Source organism: Phytohalomonas tamaricis, from assembly GCF_003012345.1.
In the GTDB taxonomy this organism is placed as follows: Bacteria; Pseudomonadota; Gammaproteobacteria; order Pseudomonadales; family Halomonadaceae; genus Phytohalomonas; species Phytohalomonas tamaricis.
In genome coordinates this window covers 314,447-340,104 of record NZ_PVRV01000023.1, presented here as the reverse complement: position 1 = coordinate 340,104, position 25,658 = coordinate 314,447, and the positions used below count along the sequence as shown (strand labels likewise).

The window sequence follows — 25,658 nt, the reverse complement described above, 5'->3', positions numbered from 1 at the left end:
GCCATCCACTAAAGCCATCCAATCGCGTGCGCTTCCTCCTTGGCGCTACCGCTTCATGCTTATCGTGATCCTGGCGGCATTGATGGTACTGGTGGGGCGTATCATTGATCTGCAGGTACTCGATCATAAGTTTCTGCAGGGGCAGGGCGATGCACGGACGTTGCGGGTCGAGAGCATCGATGCCCATCGCGGTATGATCACTGATCGGGAAGGTGAACCATTGGCGATTTCGACCCCCGTCGTCACGCTATGGGCCAACCCCAAGGAGCTGCCTGACGATCGTGTACAATTGACCATGCTCGCCAAGGCGCTAAAGGAAGACCCTACCACTTTTATCGATCGCGTCGATCGTTATCGTGACAAAGGCTTCATGTATTTGAAGCGTCAGGTCACGCCTGAGCCAGCGCAGGCGGTGCTTGATCTACAAATAGCCGGTGTTTACGGCAAGCATGAGTACAAGCGTTACTATCCGGCCGGTGAGGTCGCCTCGCAGGTGCTCGGGGTAACCAATATCGATGATCATGGCCAGGAAGGCCTTGAGCTTGCCTATGACAAGTATCTTTCCGGCGTGCCGGGTAAGCGTCGGGTGTTGAAGGATCGAAAGGGGCGATTGGTACGTGATCTGCATTTGATCAAGGAGGCGCGTCCGGGCGGCGATCTACAGCTTTCCATCAATTTGCGTCTGCAGTATATGGCCTATCGTGAGCTCAAGGCCGCGGTTCAAGAGCATCATGCCGATGCCGGTACCCTGGTGATGATGGATGCCCATACCGGTGAAGTGCTGGCGATGGCCAACCTACCTTCCTATAACCCCAATAATCGCGCCAACATGGATATCGCCGGGTTACGTAATCGGGCGATCACCGATGCGTTTGAGCCGGGCTCGGTAGTCAAGCCGCTGGCCATGACAGCGGGATTGGCGTCAGGCAAGTTCACACCAGACACGGTCATTGACACTTCACCGGGCTGGATGCGCCTCGATGGTTATACCATTCGTGATATTCGCAATTTCGGCAAATTGACGATGACCGGCATCATCACTAAATCATCAAACATTGGCATGACGCATATGGCGCTTGCGCTACCCGATGATGCGGTCTGGAATCAATATGACAAGCTCGGCCTGGGCCATGCGCCGGGGTTGGGGTTTCCCGGTGAAACAACGGGAAGCTTGCCGCCGCCTTACCACTGGTCAAAAGCCAAGCGTGCCACCATCGCCTACGGTTATGGTCTGTCAGTATCAGCCGTGCAGTTGGCGAGTGCCTATACCGCACTGACTAACGATGGCAAGCGTGTGCCGCCAACGCTTTTAAAAGTCGACAAGCCGCCTGAGGGGGATCAGATCGTTTCGCCTGAGATTGCCCATAGCGTGCTGGAGATGATGGAAACGGTCGTCGGGCCTTACGGCGGCGGAAGCCGCGCAGCCATAGAAGGATACCGCGTCGCGGGGAAAACCGGTACGGTGCGTAAGGTACTGACTACCGGTTATCAGACCGAGGCGTATCGCTCCAATTTCGTCGGTATCGCTCCGGTGACCGATCCGCGCATCATTACGGTGATCTCGATCGACAACGCCAAGGGTGAAGAGTATTACGGTGGCCTGGTTGCCGCGCCCATCTTTGCCCGTGTTGCCGGTAAGGCGCTACGGCTACTTGATGTGCCTCCCGATGAGCAGACTCACGGGAAATGGGAGTCGCCCAAAGAGCAGGTCAAGGAAGCGGAAGCGGCCAATGATGTTGCGGAGTCAATAGAATGAATGATGTTCTGCAAGGAGCGCATCTGCGCCATGTTCTTGACGCTTTATGGCCGGGGCGTGTCTGGCCTGAACTTCGTAGCCATTTGAATCTACACCTTGACTCGCGCCGGATTGTAGCAGGCGATGTATTTATCGCTATTCCAGGTACACGTCAGGATGGCCGTGACTATATTGATGCGGCGCTTGCGTCAGGTGCAGCTTTGGTGCTGGCGCAGGCGCCTTATCCAAGCACAGACTCGCGCGTTATGGTGAGTGATGACGTCAAGTCGTGTCTTGGAGAGTTAGCCCATCAAGCGTTTGCTGTGCCTGAGTCGCTTGCGCAAATCGCAGTGACCGGTACCAATGGCAAGAGTTCAGTGACCCATTACCTTGCAGAACTTTCACAGCGGCTGAATCATCCTGCCGGGCTTATCGGTACATTAGGGTGTGGACGCCTTGGCGCATTGACCGATACGGGCCTGACGACGCCGGATGCAGTAGGTGTGCAGCGGGCGTTGCGCATGCTCGCTGATCAGCAATGTGAGCGTGTGGCAATGGAGGCATCATCCCATGCGCTCGATCAGGGGCGGCTTGATGGTTGCCATATCCGAGCGGCAGTGTTTACCAATCTCACCCGTGATCATCTTGATTATCACGGCAGCATGAGTGCCTATGCGGCGTCAAAGGCGCGCCTTTTTCAGCGTGATGAGCTTGAAGTTGCGATTGTTAATGCCCAGGACCCGCTGGCCCGTTTGATGACGGCCGGCGTCAGGTCGCATGTGAAGGTGGTGTCTGTGGGACGTGACGCTACCTGTGAGTTCCGCATTAAGCGGTGGCGGGCTGAGTCTGATGGTCAAAGCGCCGTGATCAAAACGCCGGAAGGTGAGAGGACTCTCACGCTTGCGTTAATGGGCCGTTTCAACCTAGATAATGTGCTCCTGGCGATAGCGACACTTTATGCGTTAGGCGATAGCCTCGATGCCCTGTGGCAAGCGGCTGCAACGCTCACGCCTGTCCCCGGACGCATGCAGCGACTCAAGCGAGCAGGGTGCCCGGTAGTGGTAGTGGATTATGCCCATACCCCTAATGCGCTTGAGAATGCGCTCGTCGCGCTTAAAGCGCATGTTCCCGGTCGACTATGGTGTGTCGTGGGGTGCGGTGGCGATCGTGATCGTGGCAAACGTCCGGTGATGGCCAGCATCGCAGAGCAGCATGCTGATGATGTTGTGATTACCGATGATAATCCGCGTAGTGAATCCCCAGAGGACATTCGGGCCGAGCTGCAGGCCGGACTGAATGACCCGGCGCGGGCCTTGAATATAGAAGGACGCAGTGTGGCCATTGAAACTGTGATCACACGTGCGAACGCTGACGATGTGATCCTGATTGCTGGCAAAGGGCATGAAACCTACCAGGAAATCGCTGGCGTACGTCACCCATTCTCTGATGTTGAGATCGCCCTGCAGGCGCTGGAGACGCGCGATGTCTGAATCGCTTGGTCAGATTGCTGCAACGCTGGGGGTTGCTCAGCCGCCGCAAACGTTGGAAGTCAAACGCATCGTTACCGATACGCGCATTCTGGAGCCGGGTGACTTGTTTCTGGCGCTGCGGGGTGAACGTTTCGATGGTCATGATTATCTGAGCGTTGCACGTGAGCGCGGGGCGGTGGCGGCAGTTGTCGATCAGCTGCAGGACGATGCGCTTGTTCAGCTTGAAGTGGCTGATACTCGCCTTGCGTTGGGCCTGCTCGCGCGGGCTCGGCGGTTGGCTTGGAACGGACGACTCGCAGCGATTACCGGTAATAGCGGCAAGACATCGGTCAAGGCGATGCTGGCGTCGATATGTGCTCAGCATGTCGGTATGGAACATACGCTTGCCACGCAAGGTAATCTCAACAACGATATAGGCGCACCGCTGACTCTGTTAGGGCTTCAGCCGCAACATCGTTATGCCGTGGTCGAGCTTGGGGCCAACCATTTGGGTGAAATTGCCTGGACTGCGTCACTGGCGCGTCCCGATGTGGCGGTTATCACCAATGTGACGGATGCTCACGTGGGGGAATTCGGCGGCTCGGGGCACATCGCTCAGGCGAAGGGGGAAATTCTTGCTGGGTTAGGGGCCGATGGCGTGGCGGTGCTCAACCGTGACGATCGCTACTTTCCCGTGTGGCAAGCACTTGCCGGGAGTGCGCAGGTGCTGGATTTCAGCCTGCAGGAAGCGGCTTGCGTGACGGTCAATGACTTGGCGGGCGATGAACTAGGGCGCTATGCTTTCACGCTTGTCTTGAATGGAGAGCATGCTGGCCATGTTCAGCTTAGGCTGTTGGGGTTGCACAATGTTCGCAATGCCTTGGCAGCGGCGGCGGCGGCACACGCGCTGGGGATTCCTGATGAGGCAATCGTGGCGGGGCTCACGGCCTGTGATGGTGTGCCGGGGCGCCTGACATTGCTGGCAGGCATTAATCAGTCGCGGTTGCTGGATGATTCTTATAATGCCAATCCAGGCGCAGTAAAGGCTGCACTTGAAGCATTGGCGACATTACCATCGCCTCGCTGGTGTTTTCTTGGTGCGATGGGGGAGTTGGGCGATGATACGGCGCGTCTGCACGCTGAGATCGGCCGGCATGCACGGGAACTGAAGATCGATTTTTTAGGCACCTTAGGTGAAAACGCACGACCAGCGGCCGAGGCGTTTGGCTTACAGGGGCATCACTTTGACGATTGGGCATCGCTTCTGGCGTATGCCCGATATCACGTACCCGTTAACGCCAGTGTACTGGTCAAGGGGTCGCGCAGTGCCGGTATGGAAAGACTTGTAACCGAGCTGCGTGCAGATACTAACTAGGTGAACGCGATACATGTTGCTCTTTCTCGCCGAATTGCTGGCACAACTCCAAAGCGCCTTCAGCGTCTTCAGCTATCTTACTCTGCGCATGATTCTGGCCACGCTAACAGCATTATTGCTGTGCCTGATTATTGGCCCTTACATGATTCAGCGGCTGGTTGAACGCCAGATCGGGCAGGCTATTCGTAATGACGGTCCTCAGTCACATCTTTCCAAAGCCGGTACGCCGACTATGGGTGGGGCGATGATTCTGGTCTCGATTGCCATCGCGACGTTGTTGTGGGGTGATCTGCGCAGTCACTATGTCTGGTTGGTCCTGCTGGTTACGCTTGGCTTTGGTGCGGTTGGCTGGGTGGATGATTACCGTAAGGTGGTCGAAAAGAATCCGCGTGGATTGCCGGCAAGATGGAAATATCTCTGGCAATCAGTCATCGGGCTCGTCGCAGCGTTCATCCTTTATATGACCGCTGCTGCGCCGGTTGAAACCAGCCTGATCGTGCCGCTGTTCAAGGATATTGTCATTCCGCTGGGCGGTTTCTATGTCGTCTTGACCTATTTCGTTATCGTAGGCAGCTCCAATGCCGTCAACCTGACCGATGGCCTCGATGGCCTGGCAATCATGCCCACCGTGTTGGTGGCGATGGGACTGGCTGTATTTGCCTATGCGAGTGGCAATGCCAATTTTGCGGCTTATTTGAATATCCCCTTTGTGCTTGGCGCCGGAGAGATGGCGGTATTCTGTGGGGCGATTATTGGTGCGGGGTTGGGCTTTCTGTGGTTCAACACCTATCCCGCCCAGGTGTTCATGGGCGATGTGGGGGCACTGGCGCTGGGAGCTGCGCTGGGGGTTGTCGCCGTGGTAGTGCGACAGGAAATTGTCCTGTTCATCATGGGTGGTGTGTTCGTCATGGAAACAGTGTCGGTCATTGTACAGGTTGCTTCTTTCAAGTTGACGGGCCGACGCGTTTTCAGAATGGCACCGCTGCATCATCATTTCGAGCTCAAGGGATGGCCTGAGCCCCGCGTTATTGTCCGTTTCTGGATCATCACCGTGGTTCTGGTACTGCTTGGTCTGGCGACGTTGAAGATCCGCTGACGCCATGAAGTGTATTCAGAAAGGTTACACGCTTGTTGTCGGGCTCGGTATTTCCGGGCGCGCCATCGCGCGCCATTTGTCTCGACTAGGGGTTCCCTTCAGCGTGGCAGATACGCGAAGTGCGCCGGCTGGGCTCGACGCTTTTTGCAGTGAATATCCCGATGTCGAGGTGCACTGTGGCGCGTTGACTGAGCTGGATCTCGATGGGGTTGGTGAAATTGTGCTTAGCCCCGGGGTCGATCCGCGTACACCGGGGCTTGAAACGGTACAAGCGCTTATCGTCGGCGAGATAGAGCTGTTCGTGCGCGCCTTAGGGCAGCGTCCACGTCCGGCTTCGCTGCTGGCCATTACCGGCTCGAATGCCAAATCCACGGTGACCACGTTGGTCGGTGAAATGGCACAGGAGGCTGGCATCAAGGTCGCTGTAGGCGGCAATCTTGGTACGCCTGCGCTTGATCTGCTTACTCTCCATCCCGATGCTGAATGCTTCGTTCTTGAGCTTTCCTCATTTCAACTGGAAACCACACGCCACCTTGGTGCCGATGTCGCCTGTTATCTCAACCTGAGTGAAGATCATCTCGACAGACATGACGGGATGGCGGCGTATGGCGCGGCGAAGCAGCGTATTTTTGTCGGTGCACGTTCCGCTGTGATTAACGGCGATGATGATCGGACATCGCCAGTCGATACCTTTGCCGGTACCGTAACGCGCTTTACTCTGAATGCGCCATCTGAAGGCGATTGGGGTATGGCAATGCGCGATGGGGAACTTTATCTGATGCGGGGCGACACGCCGCTAATGGCGATGCGTGAGGTGCGTCTTCAGGGACTGCATAATATTGCCAATGTGCTTGCTGCATTGGCAATCGGTAGTTGCATGCACTGGTCTCTTGAAGCGATGTGCCATGTTTTGACCCGCTTTGCCGGCTTGCCGCATCGCGCTGAGTTCGTGGCAGAGCGCGATGGCGTTTGTTGGATTAACGACTCCAAAGGTACCAATGTCGGTGCGACGCTGGCGGCAATAGAAGGGCTGGGGCCGACCTTGGCAGGAAAGCTGATCCTGCTGGCGGGTGGGTTGGGTAAAGGCGCTGATTTTGCACCATTGGCCGCATCACTGGGGCGTTATGCGCGCATAGCTGTGCTGTATGGCACCGATGCGGGCAGGATCGCCCAGGCGATAGAACATAATGTGCCGGTGCATCGTGTGGACACGCTAGTTCAGGCCATGCAGTATGCCCATGGTGTCGCTCATGCTGGCGATTGTGTGCTGCTTTCTCCAGCCTGTGCAAGTCTCGATCAGTTCAGCAACTACGAGGCTCGGGGCGAGGCTTTTCGAGCCTGGGTGCAGGCATGTGAGGATAAGGCATGAAGTCCTGGGATCAACTTTTTTCCAGTCCTCGTTTTTCTACGGCGCGCCACGCGCTTGATGGCTGGCTTTTGACGGCAAGTATTGCTTTGCTGTCAACCGGTTGGATCATGGTGACATCAGCGTCGAGTGAAATCGCCACGAGTCTGACCGGCAATCCTTATTATTTCAGCATTCGCCACGGTATTTTTGTATTAATAGCGTTGTGCTCCGCCATGGTGGTCATGCGTATTCCCATGACGTGGTGGCGAAACAATGGACCGGCATTGTTGCTTGTCGCCGCGATTTTGCTTGCAGCGGTGCTGATCGTTGGCCGTGATGTGAATGGCAGCAAGCGCTGGATTTCACTAGGTATAATTAATTTACAGGCCTCGGAAGTTGCCAAGCTCTGTCTTGTCATTTACATCAGCGGTTATCTTGAGCGTCATCTTGAACGTGTGCGTACCAGCTGGTGGGGCTTTCTGGCGCCTCTTTGTCTGACGTTCGGTCTTGGCGGTTTGATGATTCTTGAACCCGACTACGGGACGACGGTCGTCATGCTCGCGACCGTCATGGGTATGCTATTGCTGGCAGGGGCTTCGATGTGGCGCTTCATCCTGCTTGCGGGTGCCGTGATTGCGCTTGGTGCCTTCATCGCTATTGCCGAACCTTACCGTCTGCAGCGTATTACCAGTTTCCTTGATCCTTGGGCCAATCAGTACAGTTCCGGTTACCAGCTGACCCAAGCGCTGATTGCGTTTGGCCGCGGCGGCTGGCTTGGTCTTGGTCTCGGTAATAGTGTACAGAAGCTTTTTTATCTTCCTGAAGCTCATACTGATTTCGTTTTCTCGGTATTGGCAGAAGAGTTGGGGTTGCCGGGGGCGATCGGCGTTGTGTTGTTATTCGCCATTTTAGTTTTCCGGGCCTTTCGCATCGGTCGCAACGCCGAACTCGGCGGGAGATTGTTCGCAGCCTACACCTGCTACGGCATTGCATTGATCTTTGGTGCTCAGGCCTTTATCAATATCGCCGTCAATGCAGGTCTGCTGCCGACCAAAGGACTGACGTTGCCGCTGCTGAGTTATGGGGGCTCGAGCCTACTGGTTAGCGGTGCCATGGTTGGTCTGCTGCTGCGTGTTGATGGTGAAACCCGCAGTCGCCGGCGAGCAGCAGCTAAAGCACGTGCTAGCGAGCGTCGCATGCATATATCGCAGCAGGAGGCGCTCGATGGACAAGGGTAACCGTCAGCGGCGTGCATTGATCATGGCAGGCGGTACGGGCGGGCATGTTATTCCAGCCTTGTCGTTGGCAAAGGCGCTTCAGGCGCATGGGGTCGAGGTGCATTGGCTAGGAACGCCACGAGGGCTTGAAAATACTCTGGTGCCGCAGGCAGAACTACCGCTGCATCATATCAATGTAGTGGGCTTGAGAGGCAAAGGCGTGCTTGGCTGGCTAAAGGCACCGTTTAGGCTTTTGCGTGCCATCAATCAGGCCAGAAAGATTATTGATAAGCTCGACCCTGGCCTGGTAATCGGTATGGGCGGGTTCGCCAGCGGCCCGGGTGGGTTAGCGGCGTGGTTGATGAAACGACCGCTGGTTATCCATGAGCAGAATGCTGTGGCAGGCATGACCAATAAGATGCTGGCGCGTTTTGCCGCTCGCGTTTATGCCGCCTTTCCCTCAGCCTTTCCCGCTGAGCGTGGTGTTGAAGTGGTGGGCAATCCGGTACGCGACGAGATCGCTTTAGTCGGTCAGCCGCCGCGTAGCGCGCAACAGATGCGTGGACGCCCACTGCGGTTGCTTGTGGTCGGCGGCTCGCTTGGTGCCAAGGCGCTTAATGATTGCGTGCCACAGGCGCTGGCACTGTTGCCAGAGGATCTTCGCCCAGAGGTGCGTCATCAGGCCGGGCGAGATAAGGACGCGGCAACACGCGAGCGTTATGCCGCAGCTAGCATTAATGCTGAGATAAGCGCATTTATAGACGATATGGCAGCCGCCTATGACTGGGCCGACTTGATTGTGTGCCGCTCGGGTGCGCTGACCGTTGCCGAGCTGGCCGCTGCGGCAAAGCCTTCGATTCTGGTGCCGTTTCCCTTTGCCGTCGATGACCATCAACGGACCAATGCACGCTATTTGACCGATGCCGATGCCGCTCGGCTATTACCTCAAAACGAGATGAGTGCAGCGTATCTTGCCGACATGCTCAAGGCGCTGCTCAACCCAGAAACACTCGCCGCCATGGCGATACGCGCACGTGGCAAGGCCCGGCTCGACGCGATGGATATCATGGCGGCCGGCTGCATGGAGATAGGTTTTGCTTACTAGTACCCATTCGCGCAGAGGAATGCGTCGTATCAACCGTATCCATTTCGTCGGCATTGGCGGCTCTGGCATGTGCGGTATTGCTGAGGTGCTGAGCACGCAGGGGTTTGGCGTCAGCGGCAGCGATCTTAAGGAGTCCGCGGTCACGGCACATCTGCGCACCTGTGGTATTGAGGTGGCGATCGGTCATACCTCGGAAAATGCCTGTGGCGCCGATGTAGTAGTCGTTTCCAGTGCGGTTGATAGTAGCAATCCTGAAGTGGCATATGCGCAGGAGCATCGTATACCCGTTGTGCGGCGGGCAGAGATGCTGGCTGAGTTGATGCGTTTCAGACACGGCATTGCCGTAGCGGGCACGCATGGCAAGACGACCACCACAAGCTTGACCGCAACGCTTTTGGCCGAAGGCGGCCTCGATCCGACATTCGTGATCGGAGGGCGCTTGACCAGTGCCGGAACCAACGCGCGTCTGGGCGAGGGCGATTATCTCGTTGCTGAGGCGGATGAATCAGACGCTTCCTTCCTGCATCTGCAGCCAATGCTAGCCATCGTGACCAATATCGATGCCGATCATATGGCGACGTATGAAGGGGATTTCTCTCGCCTGCAGGATACCTTTCTTGAATTCCTGCATAATCTGCCATTCTACGGTCTGGCGATCCTGTGTCTCGATGATCCGGTACTTCGCAGCCTGCTGCCCCGTGTCCAGCGTCAGTTTGTGACTTATGGCTTTGATCAAGATGCTGATTACCGTATAGAGGAATTCCGACAGGAGGGCGGTGAGATCCGCTTTACCGCGGTACGTCCGGCGGGTCATGCCAATCTGGATATCTCATTGAATATGCCTGGGCAACATAATGCCCTGAATGCCCTTGCGGCCATAGCGGTAGCTACCGATGCCGGTGTCAGCGATCAAGCCATCGTCCGGGCGCTTGCGAGCTTTGCTGGGGTTGGGCGTCGTTTCCAAGTGCACGGCCATTATGCTCTGCCCAAGGGGGAAATGACCGCTTCACCCGAGGGCGGCTCTGTGATGCTGGTTGATGATTATGGTCATCATCCCCGCGAAGTCGAGATGGTGATTCGTGCCGTGCGCGAGGGATGGCCGGAGCGCCGGCTGGTGATGATCTATCAACCCCACCGTTACTCGCGTACGCATGATCTGTATGAGGACTTCGTGCGTGTGCTCTCCGGTGTTGATACGCTGCTGTTGCTTGATATCTATAGCGCGGGTGAAGTGCCTATTCCCGGCGCAGATGGCCGTACTCTGGCCGGTTCGATTCGTCAGCGGGGTCAAGTGGACCCGTTGTTTGTCGAAAGCAAGCAAGCGCTGCCTATGCTGTTGGGCAATGTGTTGCGTGATGGCGATATCCTGATTACCCAGGGGGCAGGTGACATTGGGGGAATCAGTGTGGCATTGGCAACGAGTCAACTCGATATGGAAAAGGTGACGCTGACATGATTTCTACGCCTGCCGAAAAAAGGGATTTCGGGCGTGTTGCGGTACTTCTGGGGGGCAATTCGGCTGAGCGGGAAGTATCACTACTCAGCGGCAATGCCGTACTGGCGGCGCTTAAGCGTCAGGGCGTCGACGCTGTAGGCTATGATCCGGCTGACGGAGGATTGGCGGGGCTTGAGCAGCTCGCGCCTGACCGGGTCTTTATTGCCCTGCATGGACGAGGCGGTGAGGATGGCACTCTGCAAGGTGCGCTCGAATTGCTGGGTATTCCTTACACTGGCAGTGGCGTACTGGGATCAGCCATCGGAATGGACAAGCAGCGTACCAAACTGCTTTGGCGGGCGTGCGAGTTGCCAACCCCTGAGAGTCTTGAGCTTCATGCTCATATGAATTGGCAGTCCGTTGTCGAGCGTCTTGGCTTGCCGCTAGTCGTCAAACCGGTTCATGAAGGATCAACGCTTGGGTTAAGCATCGTAAGCGATCCGGCTGCGTTGGAGCAGGCGTATCATGACTCCTGTCGTTTCGATACTGCCATTATGGCAGAGCGATTCATCAAAGGGCCGGAGTATACCGTAGCCATTTTAGGTGATCAGGTGCTGCCAGCGATCCGTGTCGAAGCAGTGAGTGGCTTCTACGACTACGAGGCCAAGTATTTCTCTGACGAAACACGTTATTTCTTGCCGAGCGGTCTTTCCGACTGGGAAGAGGAAGAGCTGGCTACTCTTTGCCGCAATGCGTTCGATGTTGTTGGGGCGAAGGGGTGGGGACGCCTCGATGTAATGCGTGACAGTGATGGCAAGTTCTGGTTGCTCGAAATCAATACTTCACCAGGGATGACCGATCATAGTCTCGTACCTCAGGCTGCAGCGCATGTGGGTATCAATTTCGATGCGCTAGTGCTGCGTATCCTCACTACCACTTTCGAGACTGACGTCGCGTCCTGACGAGAGCTTGCATGGCCAGTAGCACTTCCAATCGTTTGTTGGGCCTTATTCTGATCGTGGCGTTATTGGGCGCCGGTGGTCGGACGCTCTGGCTGTGGCTGGATAGACCCATTGAAACGGTCTCGATTCGCGGTGATCTGCACCATGTCAATGCGGCTTATTTACAGCGCCATCTTTCGCCTTTGATTCGCGGGCAGACGTGGCTATCTATCGATTTGGATCGTGTCCGCGATGAGGCGCGCGGGATCGATTGGATTCATGAAGCACGCGTTGCGCGCCATTGGCCTAACGCCTTAACGTTTGAACTTTATGAGCAGCGGCCAGTGGCGTGGTGGAATGATAATGAGTTGCTTAATAGTGATGGCGAACCTTTTAAAGTCGGCTCGATCATGAGTGTCGGGCGTCTGCCCAATCTTGCCGGGCCGCGCGGAAGCGGCTCTGAAGTTCTGGCTTATCTAGATAAGTTGCAGCGGACATTGGCACCGCTTGGTATGAAGGTGACCCAGCTTCGTCTCGAGCCGCGAGGCGCTTGGCGCTTTCAGGTCGATGACAATGTATGGGTCATGCTGGGAAGAAACGACGGTACGGATCGCCTGAAACGGTTCATTGCGGCTTGGCAGCGTGGGCTCAATAAGCAGGCTGAGCGTATCCGTTACATTGATTTACGTTATCCCAATGGCATTGCCGTTGCATGGCATGGTGAAACGTCGATGGCTGAAGATGCTGAAAAACAATAGAAATAGTTATTGCAGTACTTAACTAAGTAAATAGACGTTTTTTCACGTTATTTTATGCACGTTAATGGAATGGGGTATTTCTTTCGTGCATAAATGGCCGTATTCTCAGTGCTGTTTAAAGGCGTTTAATTGCCTTAAGTCGCTTACGTTTATCCGCTAATGCAATAGTTGTTAACGGAATAAACCAAGTCAATTTAATCCAGTGATTACCAAGGAGTAAGCCCGGCCTATGGCAGGACAATCCAACGCTTCCAATATGGTGGTCGGGCTGGATATCGGAACGTCTAAAGTCGTGGCGATCGTCGGTCAGCCAACCGATGACGGCGGGATAGAAATCGCTGGTATCGGTTCACACCCTTCGCGCGGTATGAAAAAGGGCGTAGTGATCAATATTGAATCTACCGTGCAGTCAATTCAGCGTGCGGTAGAGGAAGCCGAATTGATGGCTGGTTGCGATATCCACTCTGTCTTTGTTGGCATCGCCGGCAGCCATATCAGTTCGATGAACTCCGATGGTGTCGTCGCGATTAAAGAACGTGAAGTCACCCCTTCCGATATCGAGCGGGTCATTGATTCGGCCCGTGCCCGTGCCATTTCTGAGGGGCAACGTATCTTACACGTGCTTCCTCAGGAATATGCCATTGATACCCAAGAAGGTATCCGCGAGCCGCTCGGTATGTCTGGAGTAAGGCTCGAAGCACGCGTTCATCTAGTAACAGCGGCATTGAATGCTGTTCAGAATATTGAAAAGTGCGTACGCCGCTGCGGTCTTGAAGTTGACGACATTATTCTTGAACAGCTTGCATCAAGCCATGCCGTTCTGACTGAAGATGAACGAGAGCTGGGCGTTTGCATGGTCGATATCGGTGGCGGGACAACCGATATTGCTGTTTTCACGGAGGGTGCGATCCGTCATACGGCAGTGATTCCGATTGCTGGCGATCAGGTGACTAATGATATCGCCATGGCGCTGCGTACGCCGACCCAGTATGCTGAAGACATCAAGGTCAAATACGCCTGTGCATTGACACAACTTGCCAGTAGTGACGAGATGATCAAGGTGCCCAGTGTTGGTGATCGACCAGCACGTGATCTTTCTCGGCAGGCATTGGCCGAAGTGGTTGAGCCGCGATATGAAGAGCTGTTCACGCTTGTCCGTGAGGAGTTACGCCGCAGTGGATACGAAGATCTTGTCGCTGCAGGCGTTGTATTGACGGGAGGTACGTCCCGGATGGAAGGTGTCGTCGAACTTGCAGAAGAGATCTTTCATATGCCCGTACGTATCGCCTGCCCTCAGAACGTGCGTGGGCTTGCCGATGTTGTGCGCAACCCAATTTATTCAACAGGCGTAGGCTTGTTACTTTATGGTATGCGCCATTCCACGCGTATGCCTACTACGGTCCAGCCCCGTAGGGAAGAGCACGCGCGCCGCAGTTACCAGGATCGCCACCACTCGGAACGTCATTATTCCGAGGGGGTACCCTCCGCGCTGGAGCGGATTAAAGGCTGGTTCAAAGGAAATTTCTGATAAGACTGTGCGTAGAGCAGTCACAGGAGACGGGGCTTATGTTCGAGCTAGTAGATAACGCACCATCCAGCAGCGCAGTCATCAAGGTGATTGGCGTAGGTGGTGGTGGCGGTAATGCAGTCAACCACATGGTTGAGAGTAACATCGAAGGCGTTGAGTTCATCTGCGCCAACACCGATGCCCAGGCACTTAAACGTGTCGCTGCGAAAACTGTTTTACAATTAGGTAGCGAAATCACTAAAGGATTAGGTGCCGGTGCCAATCCCGAAGTGGGGCGTCAGGCCGCGATGGAAGATCGCGAGCGTATCGCTGAATTGCTGCAGGGCGCCGATATGGTGTTTATTACTGCCGGTATGGGCGGCGGTACGGGCACAGGTGGTGCGCCTGTCGTCGCACAGGTAGCCAAGGAGTTGGGCATTCTGACGGTGGCTGTGGTCACGCGTCCTTTCCCTTTTGAGGGGCCCAAACGACAGCGAGCAGCGGAAGAGGGCATGAAAGAGCTCTCCGAGCATGTCGATTCCCTGATCACCATTCCTAATGAAAAGCTGCTGACCGTATTAGGCAAGAACGCTAGCCTTCTGACAGCATTTAGCGCTGCAAATGATGTTCTGTTAGGCGCTGTGCAGGGGATTGCTGAGCTGATTACCAGTCCGGGTATTATCAACGTCGACTTTGCCGACGTGCGTACCGTGATGTCCGAGATGGGTATGGCGATGATGGGCACCGGTTCGGCCGTTGGCGAAAACCGGGCGCGTGAAGCCGCCGAGAAGGCGATTCGCAGCCCATTGTTGGAAGACATCGATCTCAACGGTGCACGTGGAATTCTGGTCAACATCACAGCGGGCCCCGACTTGTCTATTGGTGAGTTCAATGATGTTGGTGCAACGGTCCAGGAGTTTGCTTCCCAAGATGCAACGATCGTCGTCGGTACCGCGATCGATATGGACATGTCAGATGAGCTACGTGTTACGGTAGTCGCAGCTGGGCTTGATGGACGTGAAAAGAAAGTAGCGTCGCGTGAAACGCATGCTTCACGTTCGGAGTCGAACGATTATCGCAAGCTGCAGCAGCCGACCGTCATGCGTCAGCAGCAGGCGGCTAAAGAAAAAGAAGAAAACAAAGATAAGCGGCGTAAGACTCAAGAGCGGGAAGACTATCTCGATATTCCTGCGTTTCTACGTCGCCAGGCCGATTGAGTAGGGCGCGCAAGCGCCCTTATCTCGATTTGTTGAGAAATGGTAAATAATAAGGATTATGCTCAAATCGAACAGTGTTCGTTGTTGGGCACGCTGGGAGCTGATATCATGATAAATACTTGCTTGAATGCTTCCCTGCCAGGCACCAGCCTATGATTCGACAAAGAACTTTACAAAATACCATTCGTGCAACCGGTGTCGGTTTGCACTCTGGTAAAAAGGTGTATCTCACGCTGCGACCGGCGCCTGTCAATACAGGCATCATCTTCGTGAGAACAGACCTTGATCCCGTAGTGCAGATACCTGCACATCCGGAAAATGTCCATGACACTGTCATGTGTACAGCAGTGGCGGTCAATGATGTTCGTGTCGCTACCGTTGAACATTTGATGTCTGCGCTCGCGGGCTTAGGGATAGATAATGTCTATGTCGAGCTTAGTGCGCCTGAAGTGCCTATTATGGACGGTAGTGCTGGCCCTTTCGTCTTCTTGATTCAATCGGCGGGTATCGCTGAACAGGAAGCGGCCAAGAAGTTTATTCGCATAAAGCGCGAAATTTCTGTTTCAGATGGAGATAAGCACGCTTGTTTCCTGCCGTATAACGGTTTCAAGGTAAGTTTGGCGATCAATTTCAACCATCCTGTTTTTGAGCATCAAAAGCAGGCGGTCAGTGTCGATTTCTCGACGACTTCCTTTGTAAAGGAAGTCAGTCGTGCACGCACATTTGGTTTTATGCGTGACCTTGAGTACCTGCGTTCACAGAACCTTGCGCTTGGTGGCAGTCTCGATAACGCTATCGTTGTTGATGAATATCGCATCCTTAACGAAGATGGCCTGCGTTATGAAGATGAGTTTGTTCGTCATAAGGTGCTTGATGCCATAGGCGATCTTTACCAGTTGGGCCATAGCTTGATTGGTGAATTCCGCGGCTATAAGTCGGGTCATGGTCTCAATAATCAGCTGGTGCGTGCATTATTGCAGCAGCAGGAAGCATGGGAAATTGTGACATTCGAGAATACGGAGACCGCTCCGATCTCCTACTCGGCGCCAGCGATGGCCATGTAAAAGTTCTTGTCAGCATTCAAATTGCGCCGGCCTTGTGCCGGCGCATTTGTTTTCAAGGCTACCTGAAATGCTGCTGTTCATGGTTTGCAGGTTGAAAGCTGTATATTCTACAAGCTCAGTCTGGCTGTGATGATCTCGCCGCATGAGATGCCAGACGCTTCAGAGCCTTTTGTAGCTTTGGATCCTCAATATCCTTGGCGCACTCTTCTAACTGATGCGCGGCTTCAGTTGATAGTTGACGTGGCTTCTGTGGGGTAAAGCGCAGAGGTCGAATGGGGCGAACCTTGAAGGTTAATCCCATAATACTTTCAAAGGCGGGTAACTGACGTAGAAGCTCAAGCAGGCGGGCCTGTTCGAAGCGCAACCACGTGAGCCAAACGGCTCGGTCGGTAATGATGGTCAATCGTCCTTCATGATAACCACCGACAAAGACGTGCTCATGTAGCTCTGCAGGTAAATGGTCAATCAAGTGCCGTTGTGCCTGGGCCAGCAACTGGGCTTTATGCATCAATGAGGCGAGGCCAGTGCCTTTGTGAAGTGAGCCTTGCTGTAACAATAGAGCTGCGGACTGGGCGCGTCCGTGTTTAGCCTTTATACTCATGGGCTTGCCGCACGAAGGAATATCCAAGCAATCTATCATGAACGATGGATCTGATCACAGCATAACGAGTGCTAAAAAGCCTCGTTCAGCAAGACGTCACCGTACCCAGTGGTGGTTGGCCGGCCTGTTATTTGGCTGCCTGTGGCCTATGGGGCTGGTTCAGATTCGCGCTGATGGTTTTACTGAGCGCTTGGTACGGATATGCCTGCAGGCGCCGGAATCCATTCGCGTCATTTCCAGGCAGCGGCGCAAGCGGCCTGAGCGCCGATTCAAAAAGCCCATATTTGTACGTTGTCATCGCCAGCCTGTCGTTACCGGTTTCGGTCAGGCACGTATTACTGCAGAGGAGGATGTCCTGTCTCGTCGTGGACCACCGGTGAGATCGCTCTGTGGTGCATGAACGTAATCTTTTTAAGACAAAATGACAGGATTCTGTAATGTTAAATGCGTTGGTACGCAAAGTTATCGGTAGTAAGAACGAGCGTGAATTGAAGCGGATGCGCAAGGTCGTGACGCAGATCAACGCACTTGAAGCTGATTTTCAGGCCTTGGATGATCAGACGCTTCAGGCCAAGACCGCTGAATTCCGTGATCGGCTGAGTCAGGGTGAGTCAATCGATAAGCTGTTGCCCGAAGCGTTTGCCATGGTGCGTGAGGCGTCCAAGCGCGTCATGGGGATGCGTCAATTCGATGTACAGCTGATCGGTGGCATGACGCTGCATGAAGGCCGCATTGCCGAGATGAAAACCGGTGAGGGCAAGACCCTCATGTCAACGTTGGCGGTCTATCTCAATGCGTTGCCGGGACTTGGTGTGCACGTTGTTACCGTCAATGATTATCTTGCCAGCCGTGATGCCGCCTGGATGCGTCCACTGTATGAATATCTTGGCCTGACGGTAGGTGTCATCTATTCCGGACAGTCCCAGGCTGAAAAAAAGGCAGCCTATGCGGCTGACATTACATACGGCACCAATAACGAATACGGCTTTGATTACCTACGTGACAACATGGCGTTTTCGCTGGAAGACAAGGTCCAGCGTAAGCTGCACTTCGCCATCATCGACGAAGTCGATTCAATCTTGATTGACGAAGCGCGTACGCCGTTGATTATTTCCGGGCCGGTCGAAGAAAATATTGACCTTTACAAGGCCATAGATCATCTCTCCACTCAGTTGACGCGCTGCGAGGACCCGGAAGATCCCGAGAGCGGCGACTTCGTCATTGATGAAAAGCAAAAACAGGTCGAGCTGACCGAAAAGGGCCATCAACACGTCGAGAATTTAATGCGTGGTGCCGAGCTGCTGGCGGAGGAAGATTCTCTTTATGCTGCCCAGAATCTTGGCTTGCTGCACCATGTGCATTCGGCCCTGAGGGCACGTAATCTCTTCCAGCGTGATGTCGACTATATCGTCTCTAATGGCGAAGTCATCATTGTTGATGAACATACTGGGCGCACCATGCCCGGACGACGCTGGTCAGAAGGACTTCATCAAGCCGTCGAGGCCAAGGAAGGCGTCAATATTCAGAAGGAAAGCCAGACACTGGCATCGACGACTTTCCAGAACTACTTCCGCTTGTATGACAAACTCTCCGGCATGACCGGTACGGCCGATACTGAAGCGTTTGAGTTTCGCGAGATATATGGCCTTGATGTGCTGGTCATTCCGACCAACAGGCCACTCGCTCGTAAAGATATGAATGATCTGGTTTATCTTTCGACGGTCGAGAAATTTGAAGCGATCATCGAGGATATCAAGGACAAGATGGCAGCCGGGCGCCCCATACTGGTGGGTACGGCTTCGATTGAGAGTTCAGAATATCTTTCCGGCATGATGCGAGAGCAGAAGATTCCCCATAATGTTCTGAATGCAAAGCAGCATGCCAGTGAAGCGGAAGTCATTGCTCAGGCTGGGCGGCCCGGCGCGGTAACGATCGCGACCAATATGGCCGGGCGTGGTACGGATATCATGCTTGGTGGTAATTGGGAGAGCGAAGTCGCAGCTCTCGATGCGCCAAGTGAAGAACAGATTGCCGCTATCAAGGCCGACTGGCAGAAGCGACACGATAGCGTTTTGCAGGCTGGTGGCTTGCATGTGATCGGCTCCGAGCGTCATGAGTCACGCCGGATTGATAATCAGCTTCGTGGACGTGCCGGTCGTCAGGGCGACCCAGGTTCAACCCGCTTCTTCCTTTCGCTCGAAGATAACCTGATGCGTCTGTTCGGGTCCGAACGGGTACAGCGTTTGATGACCGCGTTGGGCCTGGAGCGTGGCGAGGCGATCGAGCATAAGATGGTCTCCAATGCGGTCGAGCGTGCCCAGAAGAAGGTGGAAGGGCGCAACTTCGATATTCGCAAGCAGCTGCTTGAGTATGATGACGTTTCCAATGATCAGCGTCGGGTAATCTACGAGCAGCGTGACGATATTTTGGCGACGAACGATTTATCCGAAAATATCGCAGGGCTTCGGGCTGAAGTCCTTGATGCAGCTATTTCAGATTACGTGCCACCACAAAGCTTGCCTGAACAGTGGGATCTCGAAGGGCTTGAACAACATCTTCATCAGGAATTCGCAATCGATGCCCCGGTGGCTCAGTGGGCAGAAGAGGATGAAAATCTTGATGAGGAAATGCTGCGTGAACGGCTTCAGCAGCAGCACACCCAACTGTTTGCCGATAAAGAGGCGGCGGTCGGTGTCGAGATGATGCGTCGTTTCGAAAAGCAGGTCATGCTTCAGGTACTCGATACACGCTGGAAAGAGCATCTTCAGTCGATGGATCATCTGCGCCGGGGTATCCACTTGCGCGGCTACGCGCAAAAAAATCCCAAGCAGGAATACAAGCGTGAAGCGTTCGAGCTGTTCCAGCACCTACTGCACAATATCAAATCTGACGTGGTGCGTATTTTGAGCCATGTCCAGGTGCGCAAGCATGAGGAAGTTGAAGAGCTTGAACGTCAACGTCGAGAAACGTTTGAGCGTGAGCGGGCTGCCAGCGAATTGAGTCGCGAAGACGTGGCGTTGGAGGAGAGTGCGGCCGAAGCGCAAGTTACTGAGCAGGCCATTGCCGGTGCCGAAACCGTACATCAAGGCACTGTTAAACGCGATATGCCCAAGGTTGGCCGCAACGATCCGTGCCCATGCGGCTCAGGGAAAAAATATAAGCAGTGCCATGGCCGCTTGAGCTGAGGGTCAGACGTGATCGATGAAAGGCACGTCGCTGGGCGGCGTGCTTTTTATGGACTAACACCGGATGGTTTTCGAGGCGCTACGCATCGAAAGCGTAAGGAGTGAAATATGGCGGTAGGCGCAGCGCAGTTTCCTGAAATGCCTGTAATAGAAGGGGTGCGTCTAGGTGTGGCGAGCGCGGGGATCAAGAAGCCTGGCCGTCGCGATCTAGTCGTGATCGAGATCGCTGAAGGATCGCATGTCGCTGCTACCTTTACGCGTAACGCGTTCAGTGCCGCACCTATCCAGATTGCCAAACGTCATCTGGTGGACGCCGCGCCTCGCTACTTGCTGATCAATACAGGTAACGCCAACGCTGGCACGGGAGAGGCCGGAATGCAGGATGCGCGTGCCTGCTGTGCAGCGCTTGCCGAACGCACTGGTACAGTGCCTGAAGCTATCCTGCCATATTCTACCGGTGTGATTGGTGAGCCTTTGCCTGTCGCCAAGCTCACGGCAGGGCTTGATGAGGCATTGCCTGGGCTCTCGGCTGAAGGGTGGCAAGCTGCCGCTGAGGGTATCCTGACCACAGATACTCGACCCAAAGGAGCTTGTCGGCACATCGTGATTGAGGGCCAGCGCGTTAATATTGCCGGAATTTCTAAAGGAGCAGGCATGATCCAGCCCAACATGGCAACCATGCTGGCTTTTGTCGCAACCGATGCTGAAATCGAACAGGCGCAATTGCAACATCTGCTGCGTGCGGCTGTTGATAGGTCATTCAATCGCATCACGATCGATTCCGATACCTCGACCAATGACGCCTGCACGCTGATTGCTACCGGTCGTGGACCGCGCATCGAAGGCGAGCATGTTGCAGCCTTTGCTACAGCGCTAAATGAGGTACTGCTTGAGCTGGCGCAGGCCATCGTACGCGATGGCGAAGGGGCAACCAAATTCATCACACTTGATGTGCGTGAGGCGAAGAGCGAGACCGAAGCGCTCGATGTTGCCTTCACGGTAGCCCATTCACCGCTGGTCAAGACAGCGCTTTACGCCTCGGATGCCAACTGGGGTCGCATTCTTGCCGCGATTGGTCGGGCGCCGATTGAGGCGCTCGATGTTACTGGCGTCAGTCTCGATATCAATGGTGTCACCATCGCTGAGCGAGGCGGGCGGGCAGAAGGCTATACCGAGGCGAAGGGTAGTGCTGCGATGGCAAAGGAAGAGATTGTCATCACGATCAGGCTGGGGCGTGGTGAAAAAAGTGCCCAAGTCTGGACGTCCGATCTGTCCCATGACTATGTGTCGATCAATGCGGACTATCGCAGCTAGCCTCAGGTTTCCTGTAAAGTGAGCGAAATGCCGGGTTCGCCTGATGTTTCGAGTCGAACGGCGCTGCACTGCGCCGTCAATGTAGCTGCGACGCCAAAGCGTCGCTATTACGTCAAGTATCAAGGTAACGTGGGACAATGCCGAAAAGAAGGGTACACGTCGCGGCAGCTGCCATCTATAACGATCAGGGGCAGGTGTTGCTTGCTCGCCGCCCCTCGATTGCTGATCAGGGTGGCCTGTGGGAATTCCCGGGGGGTAAGCTTGCTCCCTATGAGACGGGATTCGAGGCACTGAAGCGTGAATTGCGCGAGGAGCTGGGCATTAACATCGGCCGTGCTCAACCGTTAATTCGCGTCCATCATGAATATCCTGACAAGCATATTCTTCTCGATGTATGGGAAGTACGCCTGTTCGAAGGCGAACCCTATGGTCGTGAAGGGCAAGCTGTGCGTTGGGTAAATGTTGAGGATCTCTGCAGATATAATTTTCCAGCGGCCAATGTTCCTATCATTCGGGCCGTGGCATTGCCTCACAACTATCTCATCACCGGTGAGGAGGAGGATGAGGCGCAATTTGAACAGAAGCTTGAGCGCGCCCTGCGTGATAGACATATTCGCCTCGTTCAACTGCGTGCCAAGACTCTGGATGATGATGCCTACCGTGCTCGCGCGGAGAAGACGCTGGCGTACTGTCGTAAGTATGGTGCACTGTTGATGTTGAATGGCGCACCCTCATTGCTGGAGACCATTGATGCCGATGGCATCCATCTGACCAGCCAGGCGTTAATGTCACTGTCACGCCGGCCGATTGCGGTGGGTAAGTGGCTGTCAGCTTCGACACATAATTCCGAACAGCTGACGCAGGCTACTCGAATTGGTTGTGATTTCGTCACTCTGTCGCCGCTGCGTGACACGCCCTCACACCCTAATGCGGTGACGATAGGCTGGCATGACTTTCAGCAGCTTGTGGAATGTGCCGATATGCCAGTGTTTGCGCTTGGCGGCGTTACACATGCCGATAGCGACCATGCGCGTGCCGTAGGCGCACAAGGTATCGCCTCGATTCGTGCGTTCTGGGAATAAAACGTACGCTATCTGTATATGAAAAGCCCGTGGGTTTAACCCCACGGGCTTTTTGTTGAGCTTGTTTCCGCACGCTAAGAAACAAGGGGTGCGCAGCTTTCTCAATTCTTCGACTGACCGCGCTCTAATTGATCTATCAACATGTCGAGGTCCGATTCGTCCATCGCCATTTCACCGGGGATACGATGGGATTCGTCCGCCCAGGCACCGAGATCGATCAACTTGCAGCGTTTTGAGCAGAAGGGACGGTAAAGGCTATCACTCGACCAGGTGACACTCGTGCCGCATTGAGGGCAGGCAACCTTGAAAGGGCGCTGAGAAGGCGTTTGTTCGTTCATGCGCGAGTGGTGGCTCCAGTAAGCATCTTGTCGATCAGCTATTGTTGCAGGTCTTGAGTTTCAATCAAGCGAGATCGTGTGCCAACTGACGATAGAAACGATCAAGTGTATCAATACGCGCTTCAATATCTGCACGGTCACCATGGTTCTCAATCATGTCATCGGCGCGTGCCAGACGTTCGCTGCGAGGCATCTGTGCATGGATGATTGCGCGGGCCTGGGGCTCATCAACACCGTCACGTCTGGTCGTACGCTCGAGCTGCACGGTTTCAGGAACATCAACGACCAGGGTGCGATCGACCAAGGCATGCTGCCCTGTTTCAAACAGCAGCGGCGATACCAGTAAGCGATAGGGGCCAGGCATGGCCTCCAGACGTTCAATGAGACGCTCTCGAATGCGTGGGTGAGTCACGGATTCCAGCCACTGTCGCTGTGCAGGGTCATTGAATATGATGGTACGTAACGCCCGCCGATCAAGCTGCTGGTGATCATCAATGACCGCTTCGCCAAAGCGTGCCCGGATAGCTTCAAAGGCCGGTTCTCCCGGGGCGACGATCTCGCGCGCAATATGATCGACATCGACCCATGCGATGCCGCGCCGTGCAAAGCTCTCGGCAACTGTGGTCTTGCCGGAAGCGATTCCGCCGGTTACCCCTATGGTAAGCACGCTCTTCTCCGTCAGATGAAACATGGCCTGCGGCGTCGGGCTCTCAGTGCAAGGGTAGACCGAGCAACTGATAATAAACCCGCGTTACCGCTTCACCTTGTAGTATCAATAGCCAGCCTGCAATGACCAGATAGGGGCCAAATGCCATGGGCATGCCACGCATTCTTGGCATGCTGATCTGAATGAGCAGGCCAATGATGGCGCCGAGCCCGGCGGACAACGTTAATAGCAAAGGTAACGCTTGCCAGCCAAGCCAGGCGCCCAGGGCGGCTAATAGCTTAAAATCGCCATGGCCCATGCCTTCCTTGCCCGTCAGCAACTTGAACAGCCAATAAAATATCCATAGCACGCCATAGCCGAATATAGCGCCGGCGACACTGTCCTCTAGCCGGTCTGGAAACAGTAGCCACTGATAAAGTAGGCCGCCCCATAATAGCCCAAGCGTGAGAATATCCGGCAGTAGTTGGGTGCGAAGGTCGATAACGGCCTGGACCAGTAGCGTCAGGCAGGCGGCCAATAATGCCAGGCTGGCCCATGACACCCCATGCAGTAGCGCCATGGCGAGTGTCAGCAAAGCGGCACTCAGTTCAATTAACGGATACTGAAGGCTGATCGGCTTGGCGCAGTGGGCACAGCGGCCTCGACGCTTGAAGTAACCGAGCAAGGGTACGTTATCGTGCCAGGCAATGGGGGTATCGCAGTTTGGGCACTGCGAGCGGGGCGCGATCAGATCGAATCGGGGTAGTGTTTCCTCTGGCAGTTCCAGGGCTTCGCGCGCTTCAGCCCGCCAGGTACGCATCAGCATGACTGGTAGACGTATGATCACGACATTAAGAAAACTGCCGATGGTCAAGCCGAAGATTATTGCCAGAATAGCGAGCAGCCAGGTGGGCAGCGTATCGAAAAACGTCAAAGTAAATTCCTACTGATGTGTCCAGCGGCTCAGCGATAGGGCTTTGGATGATTAAATAGCGTTGCCGAGCTCAAAAATCGGCAAGTACATGGACACTACAAGACCGCCCACCAGAATGCCAAGTACCACGATGATAAATGGCTCAAGTAACGATGTCAGCGTGTCCACACGTGTTTCGACATCTTCTTCGTAGAAATCTGCCACCTTGTTGAGCATCGCATCCAAAGAACCTGCTTCCTCCCCAATGGCGACCATTTGAATGGCCAGGGCTGAAAAGAGCCGGGTATTCCGCATCGCGAAATGTAGCTGCTGGCCTGAACTCACATCCTCGCGTATCACTAAAATGGCGCGTTGATATACCCGGTTGCCAGACGCGCCGGCAGACGTCTCCAGCGCATCCATCAATGGCACCCCGGCAGCAAAGGTTGTCGCGAGCGTGCGCGAGAAACGAGCAATGGCTGAGCGGTCAAGGATCGTACCCAGTATCGGTAGGCGCAACATCAGGCGGCTGACCTGCATGGAGAAGGCTGGCGAGCGTTTCAACGCGACACGTAGCCCGAAGATAACCGCGACCAGCGCGATAACGGCCTGCAACCAATGAGCTTGGGCGGCTTCGGAAAGTGCGATAGTCACCTGAGTCGGCATCGGAAGTTCGGCGCCGAAGCCCTTGAACATGCTTTCGAACTGGGGCACGACCTTGACCAGCAGCAGGGCCGTGACGCCAAAGCCCACGCCAAGCACCGCCGTGGGGTAATACATCGCCTTTTTTACCCGAGCTTTCAGCGCATCGAGCTTTTCCTTGTAAGTCGCTACTCGCTCCAGCATGCCATCGAGCACACCGGCCTGTTCACCGGCCTCGACCAGATGGACGAACAATTCATCGACATGGCGTGGATGCTTGGCCAGCGCTTTGGAGAAGTTCATGCCTCCCGCCACGTCCTTATGTAGTGTTTCGATGAAATTGCGCATGGCCGGGTTGCGCGTGCTGTCTGCCACCGCGGTAAAGGACTGCAGTAAAGGAATGCCGGCGCGCAGCATGGTCGCCATCTGACGAGCGAAAAGGGTAATGTCGCGTGGACGCACGCGCTTGGTAAAGCCAGGTAATTTGCGCTGCTTGCGGATGCTTTTAACGATAATACTTTGCTGGGCCAAGGTGCGGCGGACATGCTCATAATCAGCGGCGGCCAGCTCGCCACGCACCATTTCGCCGCGTGCATTTTTGCCACGCCATTGCCACGTATCGATGCGCGTCTTGTGTCGATCTTTTGCGCGTACCGGTGATGTTGCCATG

At 54.9% G+C, this 25,658-nt stretch carries 22 protein-coding genes; 17 read left to right on the top strand and 5 right to left on the bottom strand.

The window, feature by feature from the left end; genetic code table 11:
- Nucleotides 1-55: 55 nt before the first annotated feature.
- The 13 genes from C3Z11_RS13020 to lpxC all read left to right on the top strand — a co-directional run bounded on the left by C3Z11_RS13020 (nucleotide 56) and on the right by lpxC (nucleotide 16,267).
- On the top strand, nucleotides 56-1,756 hold the full coding sequence (locus C3Z11_RS13020; protein ID WP_262927406.1) for a peptidoglycan D,D-transpeptidase FtsI family protein: 1,701 nt from the start codon (nucleotides 56-58) through the stop codon (nucleotides 1,754-1,756).
- Nucleotides 1,753-3,225 carry a UDP-N-acetylmuramoyl-L-alanyl-D-glutamate--2,6-diaminopimelate ligase gene (locus tag C3Z11_RS13015; RefSeq protein WP_106478378.1) on the top strand — a complete coding sequence of 491 codons (1,473 nt, stop codon included), beginning with the start codon at nucleotides 1,753-1,755 and terminating at the stop codon, nucleotides 3,223-3,225. The genes C3Z11_RS13020 and C3Z11_RS13015 overlap by 4 nt, the downstream gene beginning before the upstream one ends.
- Nucleotides 3,218-4,579: a UDP-N-acetylmuramoyl-tripeptide--D-alanyl-D-alanine ligase gene (locus C3Z11_RS13010; RefSeq protein WP_106478377.1), complete on the top strand. Its 1,362-nt coding sequence runs from the start codon at nucleotides 3,218-3,220 to the stop codon at nucleotides 4,577-4,579. Before C3Z11_RS13015 ends, C3Z11_RS13010 begins: the two co-directional genes overlap by 8 nt.
- 13 nt (nucleotides 4,580-4,592) lie before the next feature.
- On the top strand, nucleotides 4,593-5,675 hold the full coding sequence (mraY, locus tag C3Z11_RS13005) for a phospho-N-acetylmuramoyl-pentapeptide-transferase (RefSeq protein ID WP_106478376.1): 1,083 nt from the start codon (nucleotides 4,593-4,595) through the stop codon (nucleotides 5,673-5,675).
- A 4-nt stretch (nucleotides 5,676-5,679) separates the two neighbouring features.
- Nucleotides 5,680-7,044 (top strand): UDP-N-acetylmuramoyl-L-alanine--D-glutamate ligase, encoded by a 1,365-nt coding sequence (murD, locus tag C3Z11_RS13000; RefSeq protein ID WP_106478375.1) that lies wholly within the window; start codon nucleotides 5,680-5,682, stop codon nucleotides 7,042-7,044.
- The gene (gene ftsW / locus C3Z11_RS12995; RefSeq protein ID WP_106478374.1) at nucleotides 7,041-8,261 is read left to right on the top strand and encodes a putative lipid II flippase FtsW; all 1,221 of its coding nucleotides are present in this window, start codon (nucleotides 7,041-7,043) and stop codon (nucleotides 8,259-8,261) included. The genes murD and ftsW overlap by 4 nt, the downstream gene beginning before the upstream one ends.
- Entirely contained in the window at nucleotides 8,248-9,345 is a 1,098-nt protein-coding gene (gene murG / locus C3Z11_RS12990) for an undecaprenyldiphospho-muramoylpentapeptide beta-N-acetylglucosaminyltransferase (RefSeq protein WP_262927390.1), read from the top strand. The genes ftsW and murG overlap by 14 nt, the downstream gene beginning before the upstream one ends.
- Before the next feature lie 19 nt (nucleotides 9,346-9,364).
- Nucleotides 9,365-10,801, top strand: coding sequence for a UDP-N-acetylmuramate--L-alanine ligase (gene murC, locus C3Z11_RS12985; protein WP_106478373.1), 1,437 nt, complete (start codon nucleotides 9,365-9,367; stop codon nucleotides 10,799-10,801).
- Entirely contained in the window at nucleotides 10,798-11,742 is a 945-nt protein-coding gene (locus tag C3Z11_RS12980; RefSeq protein ID WP_106478372.1) for a D-alanine--D-alanine ligase, read from the top strand. Before murC ends, C3Z11_RS12980 begins: the two co-directional genes overlap by 4 nt.
- Before the next feature lie 11 nt (nucleotides 11,743-11,753).
- Nucleotides 11,754-12,479 carry a cell division protein FtsQ/DivIB gene (locus C3Z11_RS12975; RefSeq protein ID WP_106478371.1) on the top strand — a complete coding sequence of 242 codons (726 nt, stop codon included), beginning with the start codon at nucleotides 11,754-11,756 and terminating at the stop codon, nucleotides 12,477-12,479.
- Between the two features lie 229 nt (nucleotides 12,480-12,708).
- A complete protein-coding gene (gene ftsA / locus C3Z11_RS12970) occupies nucleotides 12,709-14,007 on the top strand; it encodes a cell division protein FtsA (RefSeq protein ID WP_106478370.1) in 1,299 nt (432 codons plus the stop codon).
- Nucleotides 14,008-14,045: 38 nt separating this feature from the next.
- Nucleotides 14,046-15,203, top strand: a complete 1,158-nt coding sequence (gene ftsZ, locus C3Z11_RS12965; RefSeq protein WP_106478369.1) for a cell division protein FtsZ — start codon at nucleotides 14,046-14,048, stop codon at nucleotides 15,201-15,203.
- Nucleotides 15,204-15,355: 152 nt separating this feature from the next.
- Nucleotides 15,356-16,267, top strand: a complete 912-nt coding sequence (gene lpxC, locus C3Z11_RS12960) for a UDP-3-O-acyl-N-acetylglucosamine deacetylase (RefSeq protein WP_106478368.1) — start codon at nucleotides 15,356-15,358, stop codon at nucleotides 16,265-16,267.
- 115 nt (nucleotides 16,268-16,382) lie between these two features.
- Here the strand turns inward: lpxC and C3Z11_RS12955 are convergent, their stop codons facing one another.
- Nucleotides 16,383-16,868, bottom strand: coding sequence for a DUF721 domain-containing protein (locus tag C3Z11_RS12955; protein WP_106478367.1), 486 nt, complete (start codon nucleotides 16,866-16,868; stop codon nucleotides 16,383-16,385).
- Between the two features lie 37 nt (nucleotides 16,869-16,905).
- On the opposite strand from C3Z11_RS12955, the gene C3Z11_RS12950 reads away from it, so the two are divergent.
- The 4 genes from C3Z11_RS12950 to C3Z11_RS12935 all read left to right on the top strand — a co-directional run bounded on the left by C3Z11_RS12950 (nucleotide 16,906) and on the right by C3Z11_RS12935 (nucleotide 22,449).
- Nucleotides 16,906-17,268: a hypothetical protein gene (locus C3Z11_RS12950; protein ID WP_106478366.1), complete on the top strand. Its 363-nt coding sequence runs from the start codon at nucleotides 16,906-16,908 to the stop codon at nucleotides 17,266-17,268.
- Between the two features lie 37 nt (nucleotides 17,269-17,305).
- Nucleotides 17,306-20,053, top strand: a complete 2,748-nt coding sequence (secA, locus tag C3Z11_RS12945) for a preprotein translocase subunit SecA (protein WP_106478365.1) — start codon at nucleotides 17,306-17,308, stop codon at nucleotides 20,051-20,053.
- Between the two features lie 108 nt (nucleotides 20,054-20,161).
- Complete coding sequence (argJ, locus tag C3Z11_RS12940; protein WP_106478364.1) at nucleotides 20,162-21,367, top strand: bifunctional glutamate N-acetyltransferase/amino-acid acetyltransferase ArgJ; 1,206 nt, start codon at nucleotides 20,162-20,164, stop codon at nucleotides 21,365-21,367.
- 137 nt (nucleotides 21,368-21,504) lie between these two features.
- Nucleotides 21,505-22,449, top strand: coding sequence for a Nudix family hydrolase (locus tag C3Z11_RS12935; RefSeq protein ID WP_106478363.1), 945 nt, complete (start codon nucleotides 21,505-21,507; stop codon nucleotides 22,447-22,449).
- A 101-nt stretch (nucleotides 22,450-22,550) separates the two neighbouring features.
- Here the strand turns inward: C3Z11_RS12935 and yacG are convergent, their stop codons facing one another.
- From yacG to C3Z11_RS12915, 4 genes are all read right to left on the bottom strand, one after another.
- Nucleotides 22,551-22,787, bottom strand: a complete 237-nt coding sequence (gene yacG / locus C3Z11_RS12930) for a DNA gyrase inhibitor YacG (RefSeq protein ID WP_106478362.1) — start codon at nucleotides 22,785-22,787, stop codon at nucleotides 22,551-22,553.
- A 64-nt stretch (nucleotides 22,788-22,851) separates the two neighbouring features.
- Nucleotides 22,852-23,478 (bottom strand): dephospho-CoA kinase, encoded by a 627-nt coding sequence (coaE, locus tag C3Z11_RS12925; protein WP_106478361.1) that lies wholly within the window; start codon nucleotides 23,476-23,478, stop codon nucleotides 22,852-22,854.
- Between the two features lie 19 nt (nucleotides 23,479-23,497).
- The gene (locus C3Z11_RS12920) at nucleotides 23,498-24,367 is read right to left on the bottom strand and encodes a prepilin peptidase (protein WP_106478360.1); all 870 of its coding nucleotides are present in this window, start codon (nucleotides 24,365-24,367) and stop codon (nucleotides 23,498-23,500) included.
- A gap of 51 nt (nucleotides 24,368-24,418) precedes the next feature.
- Nucleotides 24,419-25,657 carry a type II secretion system F family protein gene (locus tag C3Z11_RS12915; protein ID WP_106478359.1) on the bottom strand — a complete coding sequence of 413 codons (1,239 nt, stop codon included), beginning with the start codon at nucleotides 25,655-25,657 and terminating at the stop codon, nucleotides 24,419-24,421.
- Nucleotide 25,658 lies beyond the last annotated feature (1 nt).